16 protein-coding genes are annotated in these 17,610 nt (G+C 72.2%); 4 read left to right on the plus strand and 12 right to left on the minus strand.

The features are described 5' to 3' along the window. The 3 genes from OO54_RS21770 to OO54_RS21780 form a co-directional block, all read right to left on the minus strand. On the minus strand, window positions 1-1,379 hold a 1,379-nt coding region (locus OO54_RS21770), incomplete at its 3' end, for an FG-GAP-like repeat-containing protein (protein WP_033205469.1). Window positions 1,380-1,497: 118 nt separating this feature from the next. Then, a complete protein-coding gene (locus OO54_RS21775) occupies window positions 1,498-1,767 on the minus strand; it encodes a hypothetical protein (protein WP_033205471.1) in 270 nt (89 codons plus the stop codon). Window positions 1,768-1,774: 7 nt separating this feature from the next. Next, complete coding sequence (locus tag OO54_RS21780; RefSeq protein ID WP_033205474.1) at window positions 1,775-1,999, minus strand: hypothetical protein; 225 nt, start codon at window positions 1,997-1,999, stop codon at window positions 1,775-1,777. 240 nt (window positions 2,000-2,239) lie between these two features. On the opposite strand from OO54_RS21780, the gene OO54_RS21785 reads away from it, so the two are divergent. After that, window positions 2,240-3,226: a helix-turn-helix transcriptional regulator gene (locus OO54_RS21785; RefSeq protein ID WP_033205476.1), complete on the plus strand. Its 987-nt coding sequence runs from the start codon at window positions 2,240-2,242 to the stop codon at window positions 3,224-3,226. 85 nt (window positions 3,227-3,311) lie between these two features. Here the strand turns inward: OO54_RS21785 and OO54_RS21790 are convergent, their stop codons facing one another. Genes OO54_RS21790 through OO54_RS21805 form a run of 4 tightly spaced genes read right to left on the minus strand, consistent with a single transcriptional unit; the run spans window position 3,312 to window position 8,975 of the window. Then, window positions 3,312-4,472, minus strand: coding sequence for an acyl-CoA dehydrogenase family protein (locus tag OO54_RS21790; protein ID WP_200146652.1), 1,161 nt, complete (start codon window positions 4,470-4,472; stop codon window positions 3,312-3,314). A gap of 8 nt (window positions 4,473-4,480) precedes the next feature. After that, window positions 4,481-5,398: a hydroxymethylglutaryl-CoA lyase gene (locus OO54_RS21795; protein ID WP_033205698.1), complete on the minus strand. Its 918-nt coding sequence runs from the start codon at window positions 5,396-5,398 to the stop codon at window positions 4,481-4,483. A 14-nt stretch (window positions 5,399-5,412) separates the two neighbouring features. Further along, window positions 5,413-7,353, minus strand: a complete 1,941-nt coding sequence (locus OO54_RS21800; protein ID WP_026057840.1) for an acetyl/propionyl/methylcrotonyl-CoA carboxylase subunit alpha — start codon at window positions 7,351-7,353, stop codon at window positions 5,413-5,415. A gap of 14 nt (window positions 7,354-7,367) precedes the next feature. Further along, a complete protein-coding gene (locus OO54_RS21805) occupies window positions 7,368-8,975 on the minus strand; it encodes a carboxyl transferase domain-containing protein (RefSeq protein ID WP_017237170.1) in 1,608 nt (535 codons plus the stop codon). Between the two features lie 87 nt (window positions 8,976-9,062). Between OO54_RS21805 and OO54_RS21810 the strand changes: the two genes are divergently transcribed. After that, complete coding sequence (locus OO54_RS21810) at window positions 9,063-9,671, plus strand: SACE_7040 family transcriptional regulator (RefSeq protein ID WP_399522444.1); 609 nt, start codon at window positions 9,063-9,065, stop codon at window positions 9,669-9,671. Between the two features lie 28 nt (window positions 9,672-9,699). On the opposite strand, the gene OO54_RS46795 is transcribed toward OO54_RS21810, so the two are convergent. Beyond that, a complete protein-coding gene (locus OO54_RS46795) occupies window positions 9,700-11,325 on the minus strand; it encodes a hypothetical protein (protein ID WP_078905292.1) in 1,626 nt (541 codons plus the stop codon). A gap of 339 nt (window positions 11,326-11,664) precedes the next feature. On the opposite strand from OO54_RS46795, the gene OO54_RS21820 reads away from it, so the two are divergent. Then, a complete protein-coding gene (locus tag OO54_RS21820; RefSeq protein WP_033205485.1) occupies window positions 11,665-12,438 on the plus strand; it encodes a phosphatase in 774 nt (257 codons plus the stop codon). A gap of 16 nt (window positions 12,439-12,454) precedes the next feature. Here the strand turns inward: OO54_RS21820 and OO54_RS21825 are convergent, their stop codons facing one another. From OO54_RS21825 to OO54_RS21840, 4 genes are all read right to left on the minus strand, one after another. Beyond that, the gene (locus tag OO54_RS21825; RefSeq protein ID WP_033205488.1) at window positions 12,455-13,405 is read right to left on the minus strand and encodes a cation diffusion facilitator family transporter; all 951 of its coding nucleotides are present in this window, start codon (window positions 13,403-13,405) and stop codon (window positions 12,455-12,457) included. Window positions 13,406-13,428: 23 nt separating this feature from the next. Continuing rightward, window positions 13,429-14,298 carry an acyl-CoA thioesterase gene (locus tag OO54_RS21830; RefSeq protein ID WP_033205491.1) on the minus strand — a complete coding sequence of 290 codons (870 nt, stop codon included), beginning with the start codon at window positions 14,296-14,298 and terminating at the stop codon, window positions 13,429-13,431. After that, window positions 14,299-15,456 (minus strand): acyl-CoA dehydrogenase family protein, encoded by a 1,158-nt coding sequence (locus OO54_RS21835; protein ID WP_017237177.1) that lies wholly within the window; start codon window positions 15,454-15,456, stop codon window positions 14,299-14,301. It abuts the gene before it with no gap. A gap of 80 nt (window positions 15,457-15,536) precedes the next feature. Continuing rightward, a complete protein-coding gene (locus OO54_RS21840; RefSeq protein ID WP_033205494.1) occupies window positions 15,537-16,757 on the minus strand; it encodes a helix-turn-helix domain-containing protein in 1,221 nt (406 codons plus the stop codon). A 163-nt stretch (window positions 16,758-16,920) separates the two neighbouring features. Here OO54_RS21840 and OO54_RS21845 point away from each other — a divergent pair, with 163 nt between their 5' ends. Continuing rightward, on the plus strand, window positions 16,921-17,529 hold the full coding sequence (locus OO54_RS21845) for a hypothetical protein (protein ID WP_033205497.1): 609 nt from the start codon (window positions 16,921-16,923) through the stop codon (window positions 17,527-17,529). The last annotated feature ends 81 nt before the right edge of the window (window positions 17,530-17,610 follow it).

A 17,610-nucleotide genomic window follows, 5' to 3' on the forward strand; every position in this document is an offset into this window, starting at 1 on the left:
TCGGTGCCGGTGCTGGTCAGCGTCCACAGGGCGGTGACGTTGGTGCCGTCCGTCTGCTGGCCGTTGTTGTAGAGGATGCCGACGTCGTCCTTGCCGTCGTTGTCGAAGTCGCCGGTGGTGACCTTCGAGCGGTTCCAGTTCCAGGAGCCGAAGTTGGTGGAGTCGTTGTCCCACTTCTTCGACGGTGCACCGAAGCCGGTGCCGTTGCTCGTGAACGTCCACATCGCAGTGACGTTGGTGCCGTCGGCCTGCTGGCCGTTGTTGTAGAGGACGCCGACGTCGTCCTTCCCGTCGCCGTTGAAGTCGCCGGTGGTGACCTTCGAGCGGTCCCAGTTCCAGGATCCGAAGCCGGACGTCTCGCTGTCCCACACCTTGACCGGCTGGTTGAAGCCGGAGCCGTTGCTCAGGTACGTCCAGAGGCCGGTGCGGTACGAGCCGTCGGCCTGCTTGCCGTAGTCGTACAGGACGCCGATGTCGGCCTTGCCGTCGCCGTTGAAGTCCGCGTGGAAGGTCGACGTGGCCTCGCCGTTGGACGTGATGATCTGGGCACGGGACGCGCCGGTGTTGCCGTTGACGTCAGTGACCTCCGCCGTGACGGTGTGCTTGCCGTCCGGGAAGCGGCTGGTGTCGAGGGCGAAGGAGTACGGGGCGGACGTCAGCTTGCCGCTGACCGGCTCGCCGTCGACGAAGTAGCGCACCGAGGCGACCGAGTAGGTGCCGGCCGAGACGGACGACGTCAGGTTCGCGATGCCGGAGACGGTGCCGCTCGCCCCGTTGAGGTCGACACCCGGCGGCGTGGCCTGCTGGAGCTTCGGTGAGATGTAGCCGCTGATCGTCTGGCCCCAGGGCGCCTGGCCCACCCGGTAGGACGTGGTCGAGTTCGTCGAGACGATGCCTTCGGGGTGCGTCGAGTGCCCCTGGTTGCCGCCCGTGATCGTGACGACGCCGTTGCTGACGCCCGTCACGATCGCCACGTGCTGCGCCCAGCCGTTGGAGTAGCCGTACACGACCGCGTCACCGACGTGCGGGGTGCTGGAGAGCGTGCCGTACTCCTGCCCGTACCGGTAGAAACTCGACGCGGCGTCGGTCAGCATGCTCTGACCCTTGACGTTGTACTTGGACCACACCCAGCCCACGAAGTCGGCGCACCACGCGTGGGATTGGCCGCCGTAGCCGTCGCAACTGTTGTTCTGGTTCAGACCGTTGTCGTAGCCGCCGTTCGCGCAGGGGCCGTTGCCGTTCTGGCTGGTGGCCCGAGCGGCCATGTCCGTGAACTCGTCGGCGTACGCCGGGACGGTCGTGAGGCCCGTGAGGGCGGCGGCGACGACGAAGGAGGCGAGGCCGGTCCTGACGGTGCGGGGGAGGACGCTGCGAGACATGAGGGAACTCCTGACGAAGGGCATGGCGGTGCCCTGGGAAGGGGTGGGTGAGGAGAGGCGGCGCGCACGGAGGCGCCGGGAAGCACGGAGACGAGGGAGGAGGCGACCGGAAGGGGGCTCAGTCGGCGACGAGCGTGTAACCCAGCGCGGCGATGCAGGTGCGGGCGCGTTCGAGGAGGGGGCGCATCTGGGTGACGGCGGGGCCGTCCGCCTCGGCGCGGACGAAGAGGTAGAGGTCGATGCCGGAGCCGGTGGCGCGCGGCGTCACGTGCTCCAGGCCGTCCTCGGGGCGGGCGTGCGCCCACAGCAGATCGGTGACGACGGCCGGCGTCCCGGCGGCGCGGGGGCCCGCGGGCGTGGTGGTCAGGGAGGCCAGGACCACGCGCATCCCCGGGTCAGTCCCAGATGATGCCGTCGTCGCCGGCCGTCACGGCCGGGGACGAGGCCTGGATCGAGTCCCAGATGATCCCGTCGTCGCCGGCGCCCGACGCGGCGCGCACCGAGTCCCGGACGATCCCGTCCGTGCCCGTGGTGCCCGCGGCCTGTGCGGTGGTGACGGCGGCGACGGACATCAGGACGGCGAGACCGGCTGCGGCGGCGAGGCTGGCGATGCGCGACATGACGAGTTTTCCTTCCGGAGAGGTTCGGTGGTGACTGCTCTGGCGTCCGGTCGGTGACCGCGTCCGCCCTCGTGTCCCCTACCTTGCCGCCCCGTCCCCGGGGCCCGTAAGGCTTCTCCGGTGTCCTGAAGCTGCCCGACAGCATCAGGACACCGAACCGGAACTCCCGGGGCGCACCCCGTACAAGATCCGGTAACTTCTGGCCCTGTCAGGGCTGACACGACCCATGGGGGGGTTGAAATGCTCGAAGTGCTGGGACTCGACGCCGACGAGGAATCCGTCTACCGGGCCATGCTGGCGGCTCCGCCCGGCGGGATCGGGGAGCTCGCCGAGCGCCTGGGAATGGCCGAGTCGCGGGTGCGCGACGCTCTCGACCGGCTCGTCGACAGGGACCTGCTGACGCCGTCGCGGGAGTCCGCCGGAGGGCTGCGGGCCCTCTCTCCGGAGGTCGGCCTGGAGTTGATGCTCCAGCGTCAGGAAGCCGAACTCGCGCGAAGACAGGAGCAGTTGGCCCAGAGCAAGGTGGCGGTGGCCCGGGCGGTCGCCGCGTACGCGGACCTGCGTCCGAACACGGAGACCGAGCAGACCGAGCGGCTCGTGGGTCTCGACGCCATCCAGGAGCGGCTCGCGGTACTGGCCAGGGGCCTCGTCGAGGAGTGCCAGTCGATCATCCCGGGCGGCGCGCAGTCGCAGCGCAGCCTCGACGCCGGACGGCCCCTGGACGGGGCCGCGTTGGCGCGGGGGGTCCAGATCAGGGCGGTGTACCAGGACAGCGCGCGCAACGACGGCCCGACCCTCGCCTACGCGCAGTGGACCACGGAGCGGGGCGGCCAGGTGCGCACGAGCCCCGTCCTGCCGCCCCGGATGCTGATCTTCGACCGGCGGACGGCCCTCGTGCCGATCGACCCCCGGGATTCGAAGCTCGGCGCCCTGTGCACCTCGTCCCCCGGCATCGTCGCCTCGCTCCTCTCCCTTTTCGAGCAGACGTGGGAGACGGCCGTCCCCCTCGGTGCCGACCACCGGGAACGACCCGAGGACGGCATCAGCGCGGGCGACCGCGAACTGCTGCGGCTGCTCGCCTCGGGGCTCACGGACGAGGGCGCCGGCAAGCGGCTCGGCATCTCGGTCCGTACGGTCCGCCGCCAGATGGCGGCCCTCATGGAACGGCTCAACGCGACGAGCCGGTTCGAGGCGGGCCTCAAGGCCGCGCAGCGCGGCTGGCTCTGAACGGGGCGCTCCGGGCGCCCGGGGAACGCGCCGCGCCCGCCGCACCGGTTCCGGTGCGGCGGGCGCGGGTGTCGCGAGCGGCCGATCAGGCGGGCAGGCCCAACTCGCGGGCGATCAGCATGCGCTGGACCTCGCTGGTGCCCTCGCCGATCTCCAGGATCTTGGAGTCGCGCCACATGCGGGCCACCGGGTACTCGTTCATGAAGCCGTAGCCGCCGTGGATCTGGGTGGCGTCACGGGCGTTGTCGACGGCGACGGTGGAGGAGTACAGCTTGGCGATGGCCGCCTCCTTCTTGAAGGACTCGCCGAGGACCAGGCGCGAGGCCGCGTCCCGCCAGCCGATGCGGGCCATGTGGGCCTTGGTCTCCATGTCGGCGATCTTGAACTGGATGGCCTGGTTGTCGGCGATCGGCCGGCCGAAGGCGTGGCGCTCGTGCGCGTACTTCACCGACTCGTCCACGCAGCCCTGCGCGAGGCCCGTCGCGAGCGCGGCGATGGCGACCCGGCCCTCGTCCAGGATCCGCAGGAACTGCGCGTAGCCGCGGCCCTCCTCGCCGAGGAGGTTCTCCACCGGGACGCGGACGTCGTCGAAGGACAGCTCACGGGTGTCGGAGGCGTTCCAGCCGACCTTGGAGTAGGGGGCGGCGACGGTGAAGCCGGGGGTGCCGGAGGGGACGATGATCGAGGAGATCAGCGGGCGCCCGTCGGGCTTGCGGCCGGTGACCGCGGTGACCGTCACCAGACCCGTGATGTCCGTACCGGAGTTGGTGATGAAGCACTTCGAGCCGTTGATGACCCACTCGTCGCCGTCCCGGACGGCCGTCGTGCGGGTGCCGCCGGCGTCGCTGCCCGCGCCGGGCTCGGTCAGGCCGAACGCGCCGAGCATCTCGCCGGCGCACAGCCGCGGCAGCCACGTGCGCTTCTGCTCCTCGGTGCCGAAGAGGTGGAGCGGCATCGCGCCGAGCGAGACGCCCGCCTCCAGGGTGATGGCGACGGAGGAGTCGACGCGGGCGAGTTCCTCCAGGGCGATGCCGAGGGCGAGGTAGTCGCCGCCCATGCCGCCGTACTCCTCGGGGAACGGCAGGCCGAAGAGGCCCATGCGGCCCATCTCGGCGACGATCTCGTACGGGAACTCGTGCCGCTCGTAGTAGTCGCCGATCTTCGGGGCGACGACGTCGTGGGCGAACGCCTCGACGGTGCGGCGGAGTTCCTCGTGCTCTTCGGTGAGCCGGTGGTCGAGGGACATGGGTGACGTCACTCCTTGTGGGAGAGGGCGCGGACGGTACGGGACGGGCTGGGGCGGCCCAGTTGCTCGGCCATCCACCCGCTCGTGGCGGTGAGGGCGGCCAGATCGACCCCGGTCTCGATGCCGAGACCGTCGAGCATCCACACGAGGTCCTCGGTGGCGAGATTGCCGGTCGCGCTCTTCGCGTACGGGCAGCCGCCGAGGCCGCCGGCGGAGGCGTCGACCGTGGTCACCCCGTGCCGCAGCGCGGCCAGGGTGTTGGACAGGGCCTGCCCGTACGTGTCGTGGAAGTGCACGGCGATACGGGAGGTGGGGACGCCGGCCTCGTTCAGGCCCGTCAGCAGGGCCTGGACGTGGCCGGGGGTGGCGACGCCGATCGTGTCCCCGAGGCTCAGCTCGTCGCAGCCCATGTCGGCCAGCGCCTTGGTGACGCGGACGACCTGCTCGATCGGGACGGCCCCCTCCCAGGGGTCGCCGAAGCACATCGAGAGGTAGCCGCGGACCTTCAGCCCGGCCTCTATGGCCCGCGTGACGGTCGGCGCGAACATCGCGAGCGCCTCGTCGACGGTCCGGTTCAGGTTGGCCTTCGCGAACGACTCGGTAGCCGAGGCGAACACGGCGACCTCGCGGGCGCCGAGCGCGAGGGCCCGGTCGAGGCCGCGCTCGTTCGGGACGAGGACGGGCAGGCGCACGGGCAGGTCCCGGAGCTGCGGGAACAGCTCCTCGGCGTCCGCCAGCTGCGGCACCCACTTCGGGTGCACGAAGCTGGTCGCCTCGATCGTGCCGAGCCCCGCGGCGGCGAGCCGCCGCACGAACTCCGCCTTCACGGCGGTCGGGACCGCCGTCTTCTCGTTCTGCAGCCCGTCCCGGGCCCCGACCTCGTGGATCCGCACCCGGGCGGGCAGGGAGGGGTCCTTCACCGTCATGGGCAGACCGGTCGTCACGCGTCCTCCTCGGCGGTCTCGCGGGGCGCCACCACGGCCAGGATCTGGTCCATGGCGACGGTGGTTCCGGGGGTGACGTCCAGCTCGGTGACGGTCCCGGCGTGCGGGGCGGAGATGACGTGCTCCATCTTCATCGCCTCCACCACCAGCAGGCTCTGCCCGGCCTCCACCTCGTCGCCGACGGCCACCTTCACCACGGTCACGGTTCCCGGCATCGGCGCCGCGAGCGTGTCCGCGCCCCCGTGCCGGGCCCCGCTGAGCGCGGCCTCGACGGGGTCGTGGTCGAGGACGTGCCACGAGTCGCCGTCCCGGCCGAGCCAGGACCCGGCGCGCCGGAAGCGGTGGGTGATCCCGTCCACGGTCACGGTCACGGCGGTGTCCGTGACCCGCGCGCCGGCGGGGGCGTCGACCGTCACGGGTTCGAGTCCCGCCACCCGGAACGGGAAGGCGAGGGGCTTCGGCGTGCCGCCGAGGCGGAAGCCGTTCGGCACCGAGAACGGGTCCGTCCAGCCCTCCCGGGGCTCCGGCGCCAGCTCCGCTCCCCGCACGGCCGCCGCCGCCGCGTACACCTCGTCCGGGACGCCGGACGGGACCAGGCCGTCCGCGTCGCGCTCGACCAGACCGGTGTCCAGCCGGCCGGCGACGACGTCCGGGTGGGCCAGCAGCCGCCGGAGGAAGCCCGCGTTCGTCGGGACGCCGAGGGTGACCGTGTCCGCCAGGGCCGCACGCAGCTTGCGCAGGGCCGCCTCGCGGGTCGGCGCGTGGACGATGACCTTCGAGAGCATCGGGTCGTACAGGGAGGAGACCTCGGTGCCCTCCGACAGGCCGGAGTCCGTGCGGACGCCGTCGCCCTGCGGCTCGTGGAGGGAGAGCACGGTGCCGCCCGACGGGAGGAAGCCCCGAGAGGGGTCCTCCGCGCAGATGCGGGCCTCGATGGCCCAGCCGTCCAGGCGGATGTCGTCCTGGGCGAACGGGAGGGGCTCGCCGGCCGCCACCCGCAGCTGCCACTCCACCAGGTCGACGCCCGTGATCAGCTCGGTGACCGGGTGCTCGACCTGGAGACGGGTGTTCATCTCCATGAAGTAGTACGAGGCCGGATCGCCGCCCGGGACGATGAACTCGACCGTGCCCGCGCCGACATAGCCGCAGGAACGGGCCGCCTCGACCGCCGCCGCACCCATGGAGGCGCGGATCTCCGGGGTGAGGAGGACGCTCGGCGCCTCCTCGATGATCTTCTGGTGGCGGCGCTGGAGGGAGCACTCGCGCTCGCCGAGGTGCACGACGTTGCCGTGGGTGTCGGCGAGGACCTGGATCTCGATGTGCCGGGGGCGGTCGATCCAGCGCTCCACGAGCAGCGTGTCGTCGCCGAAGGACGAACGCGCCTCGCGGCGGGCCGCGGCGATCTCGTCCGTCAGCGTCGACAGGTCGCGGACCAGCCGCATGCCCTTGCCGCCGCCGCCCGCGCTCGGCTTGAGGAGCACGGGCGCGCCCAGCTCGCGGGCCGCCGCCTCCAGGTCGGGGTCGGCGGCGCCCGGGACGACGGGGACACCCGCCGCCTTCACGGTCTCCTTCGCGCGGATCTTGTCGCCCATGAGGGAGATCGCGGCCGCGGTGGGGCCGATGAAGACGAGACCGGCGTCGGCGCAGGCCTGCGCGAAGCCGGCGTTCTCGGCGAGGAAGCCGTAGCCGGGGTGGACGGCCTGCGCGCCGGTGCGGGCGGCCGCGTCGAGCAGCGCCGGCACGGACAGGTACGACTCGGCGGCCGGCGGCGGACCGATCCGCACCGCCGTGTCCGCCTCCCGCACGTGGCGGGCGTCGGCGTCCGCGTCGCTGTAGACGGCCACCGAGCGCACGCCCATCTCCCGCAGGGTGCGGATGACACGGACGGCGATCTCGCCCCGGTTGGCCACGAGGACGGTGTCGAACATGCTCTGCATCTTCTGGGGGCCCTTCACATCCGGAAGACGCCGAACTGGGGGTCACCCAGCGGCGCGTTGGCACAGGCGGTCAGGGCGAGGCCGAGGACCTGCCGGGTCTCCAGCGGGTCGATCACCCCGTCGTCCCACAGCCGGGCGGTCGCGTAGTAGGCGTTGCCCTGGGTCTCGTACTGGTCGCGGATCGGGGCCTTGAAGGCCTCCTCGTCCTCCGCGCTCCACTCGTCGCCGAGCTGGTCGCGCTTCACCGTCGCGAGGACGGACGCCGCCTGCTCGCCGCCCATGACGGAGATCTTCGCGTTGGGCCACATCCACAGGAAGCGGGGGGAGTACGCCCGGCCGCACATCGAGTAGTTGCCCGCGCCGTACGAGCCGCCGACGACGACCGTCAGCTTCGGGACCCGGGTGGTGGCGACGGCCGTGACCATCTTGGCGCCGTGCTTGGCGATGCCGCCGTGCTCGTACGCCTTGCCGACCATGAACCCGGTGATGTTCTGCAGGAACACCAGCGGGATCCCGCGCTGGTCGCACAGCTCGATGAAGTGCGCGCCCTTCTGCGCGGACTCGGCGAACAGGATGCCGTTGTTGGCGACGATGCCGACCGGGTGGCCGTGGATCCGGGCGAAGCCGGTGATCAGCGTCTGCCCGTACTCGGACTTGAACTCCTGGAAGCGGGAGCCGTCCACCACCCGGGCGATGACCTCGCGCACGTCGTACGGGGTGCGGGAGTCCACCGGCACCGCGCCGTACAGGCCGTACGGGTCGACCTTCGGCTCCTCGGCCGGCTCGACCGACCAGGGGAGCGGGCCGCGCTCGGGGAGGGTGGCGACGATGTTCCGCACGATCCGCAGCGCGTGCGCGTCGTCCTCGGCCAGGTGGTCGGTGACGCCGGAGATCCGCGAGTGGACCTCGCCGCCGCCCAGCTCCTCGGCCGTGACGACCTCGCCGGTGGCCGCCTTCACCAGCGGCGGACCGCCGAGGAAGATCGTGCCCTGGTTCCGGACGATCACGGCCTCGTCGCTCATCGCCGGGACGTACGCGCCGCCCGCGGTGCAGGAGCCGAGGACGGCCGCGATCTGCGGGATGCCCGCGCCCGACATCCGGGCCTGGTTGTAGAAGATCCGGCCGAAGTGCTCCCGGTCGGGGAAGACCTCGTCCTGCATCGGCAGGAAGGCGCCGCCCGAGTCGACCAGGTAGAGGCAGGGGAGACGATTCTCCAGCGCCACCTCCTGGGCCCTCAGGTGCTTCTTCACCGTCATCGGGTAGTACGTGCCGCCCTTGACGGTCGCGTCGTTGGCGACGATCACGCACTCGCGGCCCGAGACCCGCCCGATGCCCGCGATGACGCCGGCCGCCGGGGCCTGGTCGCCGTACATGCCGTCCGCCGCGAGCGGGGCCAGCTCCAGGAAGGGCGAGCCCGGGTCGAGGAGCGTGTCCACCCGGTCCCGCGGCAGCAGCTTCCCGCGCGCGGTGTGCCGCGCCCTGGACTTCTCACCGCCGCCCAGGGCGGCCGCCGCGAGCTTGGCGCGCAGGGTCGCCGCCAGCTCGTGATGGGCCGCCTCGTTGGCCTGCCAGGCCGCGGACGCGGGGTCCGCCGCGCTCGTCAGCACAGGTGCCTGCTGCATCCCTCGAGCTCCCTTGCTCGGTTAATGAGCGTTAACGTATGTCGCCCAGGTTAACGACCGCTAACCGGGTTGTCTAGAATCGAATCCATGACCACGACCCCCGCCCCGACCTCGATGGCCACCGGCAGGACCGATGCCCCGACGCGGCGCGAGCAGATCCTCAAGGAGGCGGCCCGCCTCTTCGCGGCCCGTGGCTTCCACGGCGTGGGCGTGGACGAGATAGGAGCCGCCGTCGGCATCAGCGGCCCCGGCCTCTACCGCCACTTCCCCGGCAAGGACGCGATGCTCGCCGAGCTCCTCGTCGGCATCAGCGAGCGGCTCCTCGACGGCGGCCGGCTCCGGGTCGGCGAAGCCGACGGCGATCCCCGGACCCTCCTCCGCTCCCTCATCGACGGCCACATCGACTTCGCCCTCGACGACCGCCCGCTCATCACCCTCCACGACCGCGAGCTCGACCGCCTCAAGGACGAGGACCGCAAGCGGGTGCGCCAGCTCCAGCGCCAGTACGTGGAGCTCTGGGTCGCCGTCGTCCGCGAGCTCTACCCCGACGCCGCCGAATCCGAGGCCCGCACCGCCGTCCACGCCGTCTTCGGCCTCCTCAACTCCACCCCCCACCTCGCCGCCCTCGGCCGCGGCCCGATGGAAGATCTGCTGAGGCGCCTGGCCCACGGGGCGTTCGGGGCGCTGGGGCGTTAGGGGGCGGGCGGTACGGGGCGGCGTCCGCTCACAGTTCGACGTCGGCGCCCACGGCGGCCTCGTCCTCGCTCTCGGCCTCCGCCCCGAGCTCCGCCTCGATGAACGCCCGGATCCCGAGCTCCACGGTGTTCTGGAGGAACGCGAACTCGGACTCCGTGATCGTGCCGCGCTGCGCGTCCATGATCTGCCGGTGGACCAGGTGCTCCGTGCCCGGTCCGACGATGGTGATCTCATAGCTGATCCAGTCCGCCATCAGCGGTGTGTTGCCCGGCACGGGCGGCATGTCGGACCCGGCCTGCTCCGGGGCGTGCTGCATGGTCGCCCTCACCCGCAGCTGGATGCGGTAGCCCTCCGTGCTCAGCTGGCGGACATAGCGGCGCAGGCCTATCTCCATCGCCAGCTGCTCCGTGTTCACGGCGTTGGTGCCGATCACGAGGTTGTTCGGGATGTTCGGCCCGCTGTCCCCGTCACCGATCAGATGGCACCACTCGTACTTGGCCAGGACGCCCGGCGCTCCGCCCATCGAACCCCCGGCGTCCATCCACTCATGTGCCTGGGTTCCCGCCATGGCCTGGGAGGTGCTCCGACCCGCCGTGCGCCGGTCGTGCAGGGGCGGCCTCGACACGCCCGTCTGCTCGCGCGTCGACCCGGTCAGGCCGGCCATGAGGTACGCGGTGTCGAACGCGGCCTCGGTCCTGAACCGACGGTCGTCGTTCAGGAACCGGTCGTCGCTCCGGTCCTCCTCGACGTGGAAGACGAAGGGCTGCGTGGCGTCCGTGGGAAGGGCGGCGAAGTCGTCGTGCTCCTGCGGGCCGAGCTGCTCGTCCAGGTCGAGTCCGTGGCGTACCGCGATCTCCGACACGTTCGCGCCGGGTGCCCACGGGTACTGCGGGTTGGGAGTCCAGCGATGCTCGAACAGGTACGTCCTGCCCTGCGAGCCGCGCCCGTTCGACCGGGGCGTCTGCGAGAGGACCCGGAAGAGCATCTCCGGGTTGATGTGCGTCGCGGACGCCGCGTCATTGGCGAGTTCGACCCGGTAGTTGAAATAGGCGGAGTGGTAGCTCGCGATGAAACTGGTCTGCAGGGAGCCGCCCCGAGTGGCCGTGTTCGGCGGCCGCCAGCCGGCGTCCCGGTAGACGGTGATCGTCTCCACGTCGCCGTAGTCGGCGTCCGGATGCGCCGCGCCCTCGGGCACGGAAGGGTGGGCGCCCTCGCACACGGCGGGGATGACCAGCGTGTCGAGGCCCGCCATGGCCTGCGCCTGCGCCTCGCGCACGTCCCTCTCGGCGCGGGGCCGGCTCAACTGGTACGGGGTCCAGGCCAGGTTGAACAGGTCGAGGGACGGGAACGACGAGCTCTGCTGCGAGGCCTGGCTGCTCAGCGTGCCCTGGCTCGACTGACTGCCGAAGTCGGACTGCTGGGTCCCCATGTGCAGGTCCCCGTCCCCGTCGAGGCTCCCCTGATGGCCGTTCCACATCCGCTGGACGGCGAGGCCCGCGCCGTCCCCCGCGGACTCCTGCACGGCGCCGCTCCCGCCGGACTCCCGCGCCCACGCGTGCCCCGTCCCGCGGAGCAACCCGACGACCGCCGCGTTCCCGGCGGCGCGCTGCAGCGCCAACAGCCCCCGAGGCGGCCGCGCGTCCGCCCCGCTCACCCGCGCGTCCTCCGGCGCACGGCCACGGCTGGTCCTGGTCGGCGCGGGATTCTCGTCGCTGCGCAAAGGAGCCTCTTTCGGCACAGGGATACAGGCACCTTCTGGATACGGGGCCCGGGGCCGGCGCGACCAGGAACCGAAGGGCAGCGGCGGGGGCAGGGAAAGGTGGCCGGGCGTTCCCGGACGCGGCGGGGTGCGGGGACGCGAGGATCAGCCGGCCCCCGGCGGGAGCGAGGCCGTGGCGGGCGACCGCCGTTCCTCCAAGAGAGCGGGAACACACGGGTCCACGAGGCGGAACCGGTTGCCCCGTACCGGCCTTACTCGGACAGAATGAGCACCATGCCGATACTCAGCCGCCCCGCCCTCGTCGAGCACCTCGTCCGCACCCGGATCGCGGGAGACGTCGCCACCCCGCGCGACAACAACCTCTCCCACTACCGCAAGCTCGCCAACGGCGACCGGCACTACTGGTTCGGCCTGGAGTTCGGCGACCGCTGGACCGACGAGCAGGACGTGCTCGCCGTCATGGCCGAACGCTGCGGCGTCATCGACGACCCCGCCCACCGCGTCGGCCAGGACACCATCGACCCCGAACTCACCGTCGACGGCCTGGACCGGCTGGCCGCCCGGCTGCGGAAGGCCGCCGCGGGCCGGGAGCGCGTCCTCTTCGCGACCGGCCACCCCGGCGCGCTCATCGACGTCCACAGCCGGGTCGCCGCCGCGCTGCGCGCCCAGGGCTGCGACATCGTGCGCATCCCCGGCGGGCTCGTCGCCGACGAGGGGTACGTGGTGCAGTTCGCGGACGTGGCCGTCTTCGAGCGCGGGGCCAGCCTCTGGCACACCCACTCTCCCGAGCCGATGAACGCGATCCTCGACGCGCTCGGGGAGTCCGGGCGGCCCGACCTCGTCGTCGCCGACCACGGCTGGGCGGGGCGTGCCGGTCAGCGCGGCATCGACGCCGTCGGCTACGCGGACTGCAACGACCCGGCGCTGTTCCTCGCCGAGGCCGAGGGCACCCTCCAGGTCACCGTCCCCCTCGACGACCACGTCCTCGACCCGCGCTTCTACGAGCCGATGACGGCGTACACGCTGGAGGCGGCGGGCCTCGCCTGATCGGGCCCCGGCCGGGTCAGGCCTGCCCCGACGGCCCGGCCCGGCGCTGGGCCACGCCCGGTGTCGGGTCCAGGTACACGCGGCGGATCGACGGGAAGCGCTCGCGGAGCTGGGCCTCCGCGTCCTCGCACGCCCATTCCACCTGCTCCGCGGACGCCACGTCCCGGAAGTCGATCTTCGCCGCGACCAGGACCTCCCCGGGGCCCTGGATCAGGGTGATCAGGTCGAGGACGTCGACGACGTGCGGGACGGTCAGGATCTCCTCGCGGATGCCGGACCGCATCCGCGACGGGGCCGGGCGGCCGATGAGGAGTTCGGCGTTGGAGCGGCCGAGGACCCAGGCCACGTAGACGAGCAGGACGCCGATGAGGATCGACGCGATGCCGTCCCAGACGCCGGAGCCGGTGAGCTGGCCGCCGAGGAGGCCGGCGGCCGCGAGCATGAGGCCGGTGAGGGCGGCGGAGTCCTCCATGACGACGGCCTTGACGGTGGTGTCGGGGGTGAGCCGCAGGTAGGCGGCGAAGGGGGCCCTCATGCGCTCGGCCTCGGCCTTGACCTGCCGGACGCCGGTCCGGAGGGAGAAGCCCTCCAGGACGAAGGCGACGGCGAGGACGACGTACGAGATCGTCGGGTCGCCGAGCTCCTCGCCGTGGGTGAGGGTGTGGATGCCGTCGTAGACGGAGAAGACCGCGCCGCCGACGAAGGTCGCGACGGCCGCCAGCATCGCCCACACGTACCGTTCGCCCGCGTAGCCGAGGGGGTGGTCCTCGTCGGCGGGCTTCTCGCTGCGCTTGAGCGCGGTGAGCAGCATGGCCTCGGTGACGGTGTCGGCGACCGAGTGGGCGGCCTCGGAGAGCATGGCGCTGGAGCCGCTGACGAGGCCCGCGACGACCTTGGCGGCGGCGATCCCGAGGTTCGCCACCGCCGCCACGATCACCGTGAAGGTGCTTTCGCTGTTTTCCGTCATGAATCGGACGGTATGTTCGGTCGTCAGCGCGGGACGCGAACGACACCCTCCTGGATGACGGAGATCGCGAGCCGCCCGTCCTGCGTGAAGATCCGCGCCTGGCCCAGGCCGCGCCCGCCGGACGCAGTCGGCGACTCCTGGTCGTACAGGAGCCACTCGTCGGCCCGGAAGGGCCGGTGGAACCACATGGCGTGGTCGAGGGAGGCCCCGACGACGTCGCCGACGGCCCAGCCGCCACGCCCGTGGGCGAGGAGCACCGAGTCGAGCAGCGTCATGTCGGAGACGTACGTGGCGAGGACGACGTGCAGCAGGGGGTCGTCGGCCAGTTTGCCGTTGGTGCGGAACCAGACCTGGGAGCGGGGTTCGCGCGGGGTGCCGACCGTTCCCCACGGGGGCGTCTCGGCGTAGCGCAGGTCGACGGCCGCGCGGGCCTCGATCAGCCGGTCCGCGACCTCGCGGGGGAGGTGGCGGGGGAGCATCTCGGCCGGTGTGGGGAGCGACTCCGGGTCCGGGGCGGGCGGCATGTCGCCCTGGTGGTCGAGCCCCTCCTCGTACGCCTGGAAGGACGCCGAGAGGTGGAAGATCGGCTGGCCGTGCTGGACGGCGACGACCCGGCGGGTGGTGAAGGAGCGGCCGTCGCGGATGCGGTCGACCGTGTAGACGATCGGCGCGCCCGGGTCCCCCGCCCGCAGGAAGTACGCGTGCAGGGAGTGGGCGAGCCGGTCCGCCGGGACGGTCCGCCCCGCCGCCACCAGCGCCTGGGCGGCCACCTGGCCGCCGAAGACGCGGGGGACGATCGAGGGGCGGGACTCGCCCCGGAAGATGTCCTGCTCGATCTGCTCGAGGTCGAGCAGATCGAGCAGGTCATCCAGTGCGTCGTGCGATTGCGGCACTTACAGGCCCATCGACTTCGCGATGATCGACTTCATGATCTCGCTGGTGCCGCCGTAGATGCGGTTGACGCGGTTGTCCGCGTACAGGCGGGCGATCGGGTACTCGTTCATGTAGCCGTAGCCGCCGTGCAGCTGGAGGCAGCGGTCGATGACGCGGTGCGCGACCTCGGTGCAGAAGAGCTTGGCGCTCGCGGCCTCGGCCGGGGTCAGCTCGCCGGCGTCCAGGGCCTCCAGGGCGCGGTCGGCGACGGCCTCGGCCGCGTCCACCTCGGCCTGGCAGGCGGCCAGCTCGAACTTGGTGTTCTGGAAGTGCGCGACCGGCTTGCCGAAGACCGTGCGGTCCGTGACGTACTGCTGGGCGAAGCGGACGGCGGCCTTGGCCTGGGCGTACGCGCCGAAGGCGATGCCCCAGCGCTCGGAGGCCAGGTTGTGGCCGAGGTAGTAGAAGCCCTTGTTCTCCTCGCCGAGCAGGTCCTCGACCGGCACCTTCACGTCGACGAACGCCAGCTCGGCGGTGTCGGAGGTGCGCAGGCCGAGCTTGTCCAGCTTGCGGCCGATGGAGTAGCCCTCGGACTTGGTGTCCACGGCGAAGAGGGAGATGCCGTGGCGGCGGTCCTCGGCCGTCGGGGCGGACGTGCGGGCGCAGACGATCACGCGGTCGGCGTGGACGCCACCGGTGATGAAGGTCTTCGCGCCGTTGAGGACGTAGTGGGTGCCGTCCTCGGAGAGCTTGGCGGTGGTCTTCATGCCCGCGACGTCGGAGCCGGTGCCCGGCTCGGTCATCGCCAGCGCCCACATCTCCTCGCCGGTGACGAACTTCGGCAGGTAGCGCTTCTTCTGCTCGTCGGTGGAGAGCATCTTGATGTAGGGGAGGGCGAGCAGCACGTGGACGCCGGAGCCGCCGAACTGGACGCCAGCGCGCGAGGTCTCCTCGTACAGGACGGCCTCGAACTTGTGGGTGTCCAGGCCCGCGCCGCCGAACTCCTCGGGCACGTTGATGCCGAAGATGCCCAGCTCGCCCAGCTTGTCGTAGAACTCGCGCGGCGCCTGGCCCGCGGCGAACCACTCGTCGTAGACGGGGACGACCTCGGCCTCGATGAAGGCGCGGATGGTCTCCCGGAACGCCTCGTGGTCCTCGTTGAATACGGTACGGCGCACGGTGCGACTCCTCCGGTGTGCGGGGCGGGCCCATTGTCTAAGCGCTTGCTCAGCCTGTCGTCAACGAAGTTACCCAGCAGTCACCCACCCTGTCCAGACTCCTCGCCTGTGATCCAGGCCCGCCCCACGGAGTCGTACCCGTACAAGGGCCGCCCCTTCGCCCCGCTCGTCCGAAAGGGTGCGCCGTCCTCGTCCCCGATCCGGACCGTGCCCCGGCGCCCCTCCGAGCTCCACTCCAGCTCCAGGTACCAGCGGCAGTCGCACCCCGCCGCCCCCGCAAAGACCAGCAGCTCCTCCGGCTCGGCGACGCTGACCGCGTACGGGAAGGAGACCGCCGGGAGCGTCCGGCCCTCCTCCCCGGAGGCGTCGTACCCGTCCAGCGCCCGCGCCACCGGCCGCGGCCGGTCCAGGTCCACCTCGAAACGGCGCGGCGTCACCGCCCCGCCGCACCCGTCGTCCGTCCGGTACGCCGCCCACGGCAGCGGCGCGCCCCGCTCGACCACCCGCACGTGCAGCGCCTGGAGCACCACCGCCGCCGCGCTCTTCCCCTGCACCGACACCCGTACCAGCGTCTCCCCGCCGTCCACGGCCCCCTGCGCCGTCGCCCAGTTCCGCGCGTCGGCCGCCTCCGGCGGGGGAGGGGGCGTCCGCCGCACGAGATAGGTGTGCCCGCACCCGTTCTTCCAGAGGTCCGAGGCGACCGTCCACGTCAGTGGCGCCGGTGGTTCGGCGGCCCGCTCCCGGGTCTTCCCGGGCAGGAGTACGGCTCCGAGCGTCACCGTCCCCACCACCGCCAGCGCCCCGCAGACCACGCCCACCCCTCCCCACCGGCGCCTCCGCCGCTCGGACGGGAGGCCCGGCACGCGCGCGTGCACGGGTTCCGGCTGCGGCGCGTGCACGGCCTCCGGCTCCAGCTCCGGCTCCGGGGCTGACGCGGGCTCCGGGGCCGGCTTCGCCTCCGGCTCGGGCTCGGGCTTCGCCCCCGCGCCGGGCTCGGCCGCCGCCTCCGGCTCGGGCTTCGCCCCCGCGCCGGGTTCCGGTACCGGAGGGCGGCGGGCGCCGTCCGCGCGGGTCCAGGCCACCTCCAGGGCCCGCCGCTCCTCCTCGTCCGCCCCGCACAGCAGGGCGAGGCGGTCGACCACGGCGAACTCCTCCGGGACGGTCGCGCCGGAGCAGTAGCGGTGGAGGGTGGACGCGCTGACGCTCAGGCGCCGGCCCAGCGCCTCGTAACTCCTCCCGTCCCGCGCCTTCAGCGCGCGCACGAGCCGCGCGAACTCCTCGACGGTGGCGTCCTTCGGCATTCCATCCCCCTCGCCCCTGCGTCCCACCCTTCACGTTCTGGCACGTCAGCGGGGGTGGAATGGTTCCGGGACGGATGACGGGCGCGTCACCGTTGCGGGCGGCGGGCGGCGGCCGGACGCTGGTGGAGCACTGACCGAACGACCCGACGGGGGATCCACCACCATGAACAAGCTCCGTATCGCACTCGCCACCGCCGCCGCTGCCGCCCTGGGCCTCGCGGCCCTCGCCACGGCCCCGGCGCAGGCCGCCGCCCAGCCCGCCTTCCTCGCCGCCTCCCAGATGCCGCCGTCGTCGACGCCGTGGACCGCCACCCAGGTCTTCGCCGGCGTCCCGGAGAACGGCGGCGTTCTCTGCGCCCCGTACAAGATCCCGGCGCAGAACACCCGCTACCGCGAGTTCAGCACCGAGCTCGACACCAACGGCGTCCAGGTCACCACCGTCGCCCGCACCGAGGCCGACGCCGTGAAGCTGGTCGACACCCTCCGCAAGGCCCTCGCCGGCTGCGGCCCCCTCCTTGAGCGGCAGAACCCGGGCCTGCGGGCCGTCAGCGCCTCCCACGGCAAGCTCGCCGTCGAGGAGGGCGCCTGGGTCTACAGCCTGGACACCGCCGACCCGCAGATCGGCACCACCGACATCCACCTCTTCTCCGTCGGCCGCGACGGCCGCACCGTCACCCTCGTCCGCTGGGGCCAGATGGGCGACTTCGACGACGCCCCGCTGACGGCCTTCAAGACGACGACCCGTACTGCCGTGAACAAGCTCTGGACCTGACGCAGCGTCATCCTGATGAACGCTTGACTACTCAGGGTGACGGTGAAGTCGCGCAGTACCTCCATTCGGGTGATACTGGGA

It is taken from the genome of Streptomyces wedmorensis, assembly GCF_000716445.1.
GTDB classification, from domain to species: Bacteria; Actinomycetota; Actinomycetes; order Streptomycetales; family Streptomycetaceae; genus Streptomyces; species Streptomyces wedmorensis.

Excerpts from the sequence above, each read along its gene's own strand:
- OO54_RS21820 (WP_033205485.1), top strand. The coding sequence starts at position 11,665 with ATGCCGATACTCAGCCGCCCCGCCCTCGTCGAGCACCTCGTCCGCACC.
- OO54_RS21785 (WP_033205476.1), top strand. The coding sequence starts at position 2,240 with ATGCTCGAAGTGCTGGGACTCGACGCCGACGAGGAATCCGTCTACCGG.
- OO54_RS21780 (WP_033205474.1), bottom strand. The coding sequence starts at position 1,999 with ATGTCGCGCATCGCCAGCCTCGCCGCCGCAGCCGGTCTCGCCGTCCTG.
- OO54_RS21800 (WP_026057840.1), bottom strand. The coding sequence starts at position 7,353 with ATGCAGAGCATGTTCGACACCGTCCTCGTGGCCAACCGGGGCGAGATC.
- OO54_RS21805 (WP_017237170.1), bottom strand. The coding sequence starts at position 8,975 with ATGCAGCAGGCACCTGTGCTGACGAGCGCGGCGGACCCCGCGTCCGCG.
- OO54_RS21840 (WP_033205494.1), bottom strand. The coding sequence starts at position 16,757 with ATGCCGAAGGACGCCACCGTCGAGGAGTTCGCGCGGCTCGTGCGCGCG.
- OO54_RS21790 (WP_200146652.1), bottom strand. The coding sequence starts at position 4,472 with ATGTCCCTCGACCACCGGCTCACCGAAGAGCACGAGGAACTCCGCCGC.
- OO54_RS21825 (WP_033205488.1), bottom strand. The coding sequence starts at position 13,405 with ATGACGGAAAACAGCGAAAGCACCTTCACGGTGATCGTGGCGGCGGTG.
- OO54_RS21795 (WP_033205698.1), bottom strand. The coding sequence starts at position 5,398 with ATGACGGTGAAGGACCCCTCCCTGCCCGCCCGGGTGCGGATCCACGAG.
- OO54_RS21775 (WP_033205471.1), bottom strand. The coding sequence starts at position 1,767 with ATGCGCGTGGTCCTGGCCTCCCTGACCACCACGCCCGCGGGCCCCCGC.
- OO54_RS21845 (WP_033205497.1), top strand. The coding sequence starts at position 16,921 with ATGAACAAGCTCCGTATCGCACTCGCCACCGCCGCCGCTGCCGCCCTG.
- OO54_RS21810 (WP_399522444.1), top strand. The coding sequence starts at position 9,063 with ATGACCACGACCCCCGCCCCGACCTCGATGGCCACCGGCAGGACCGAT.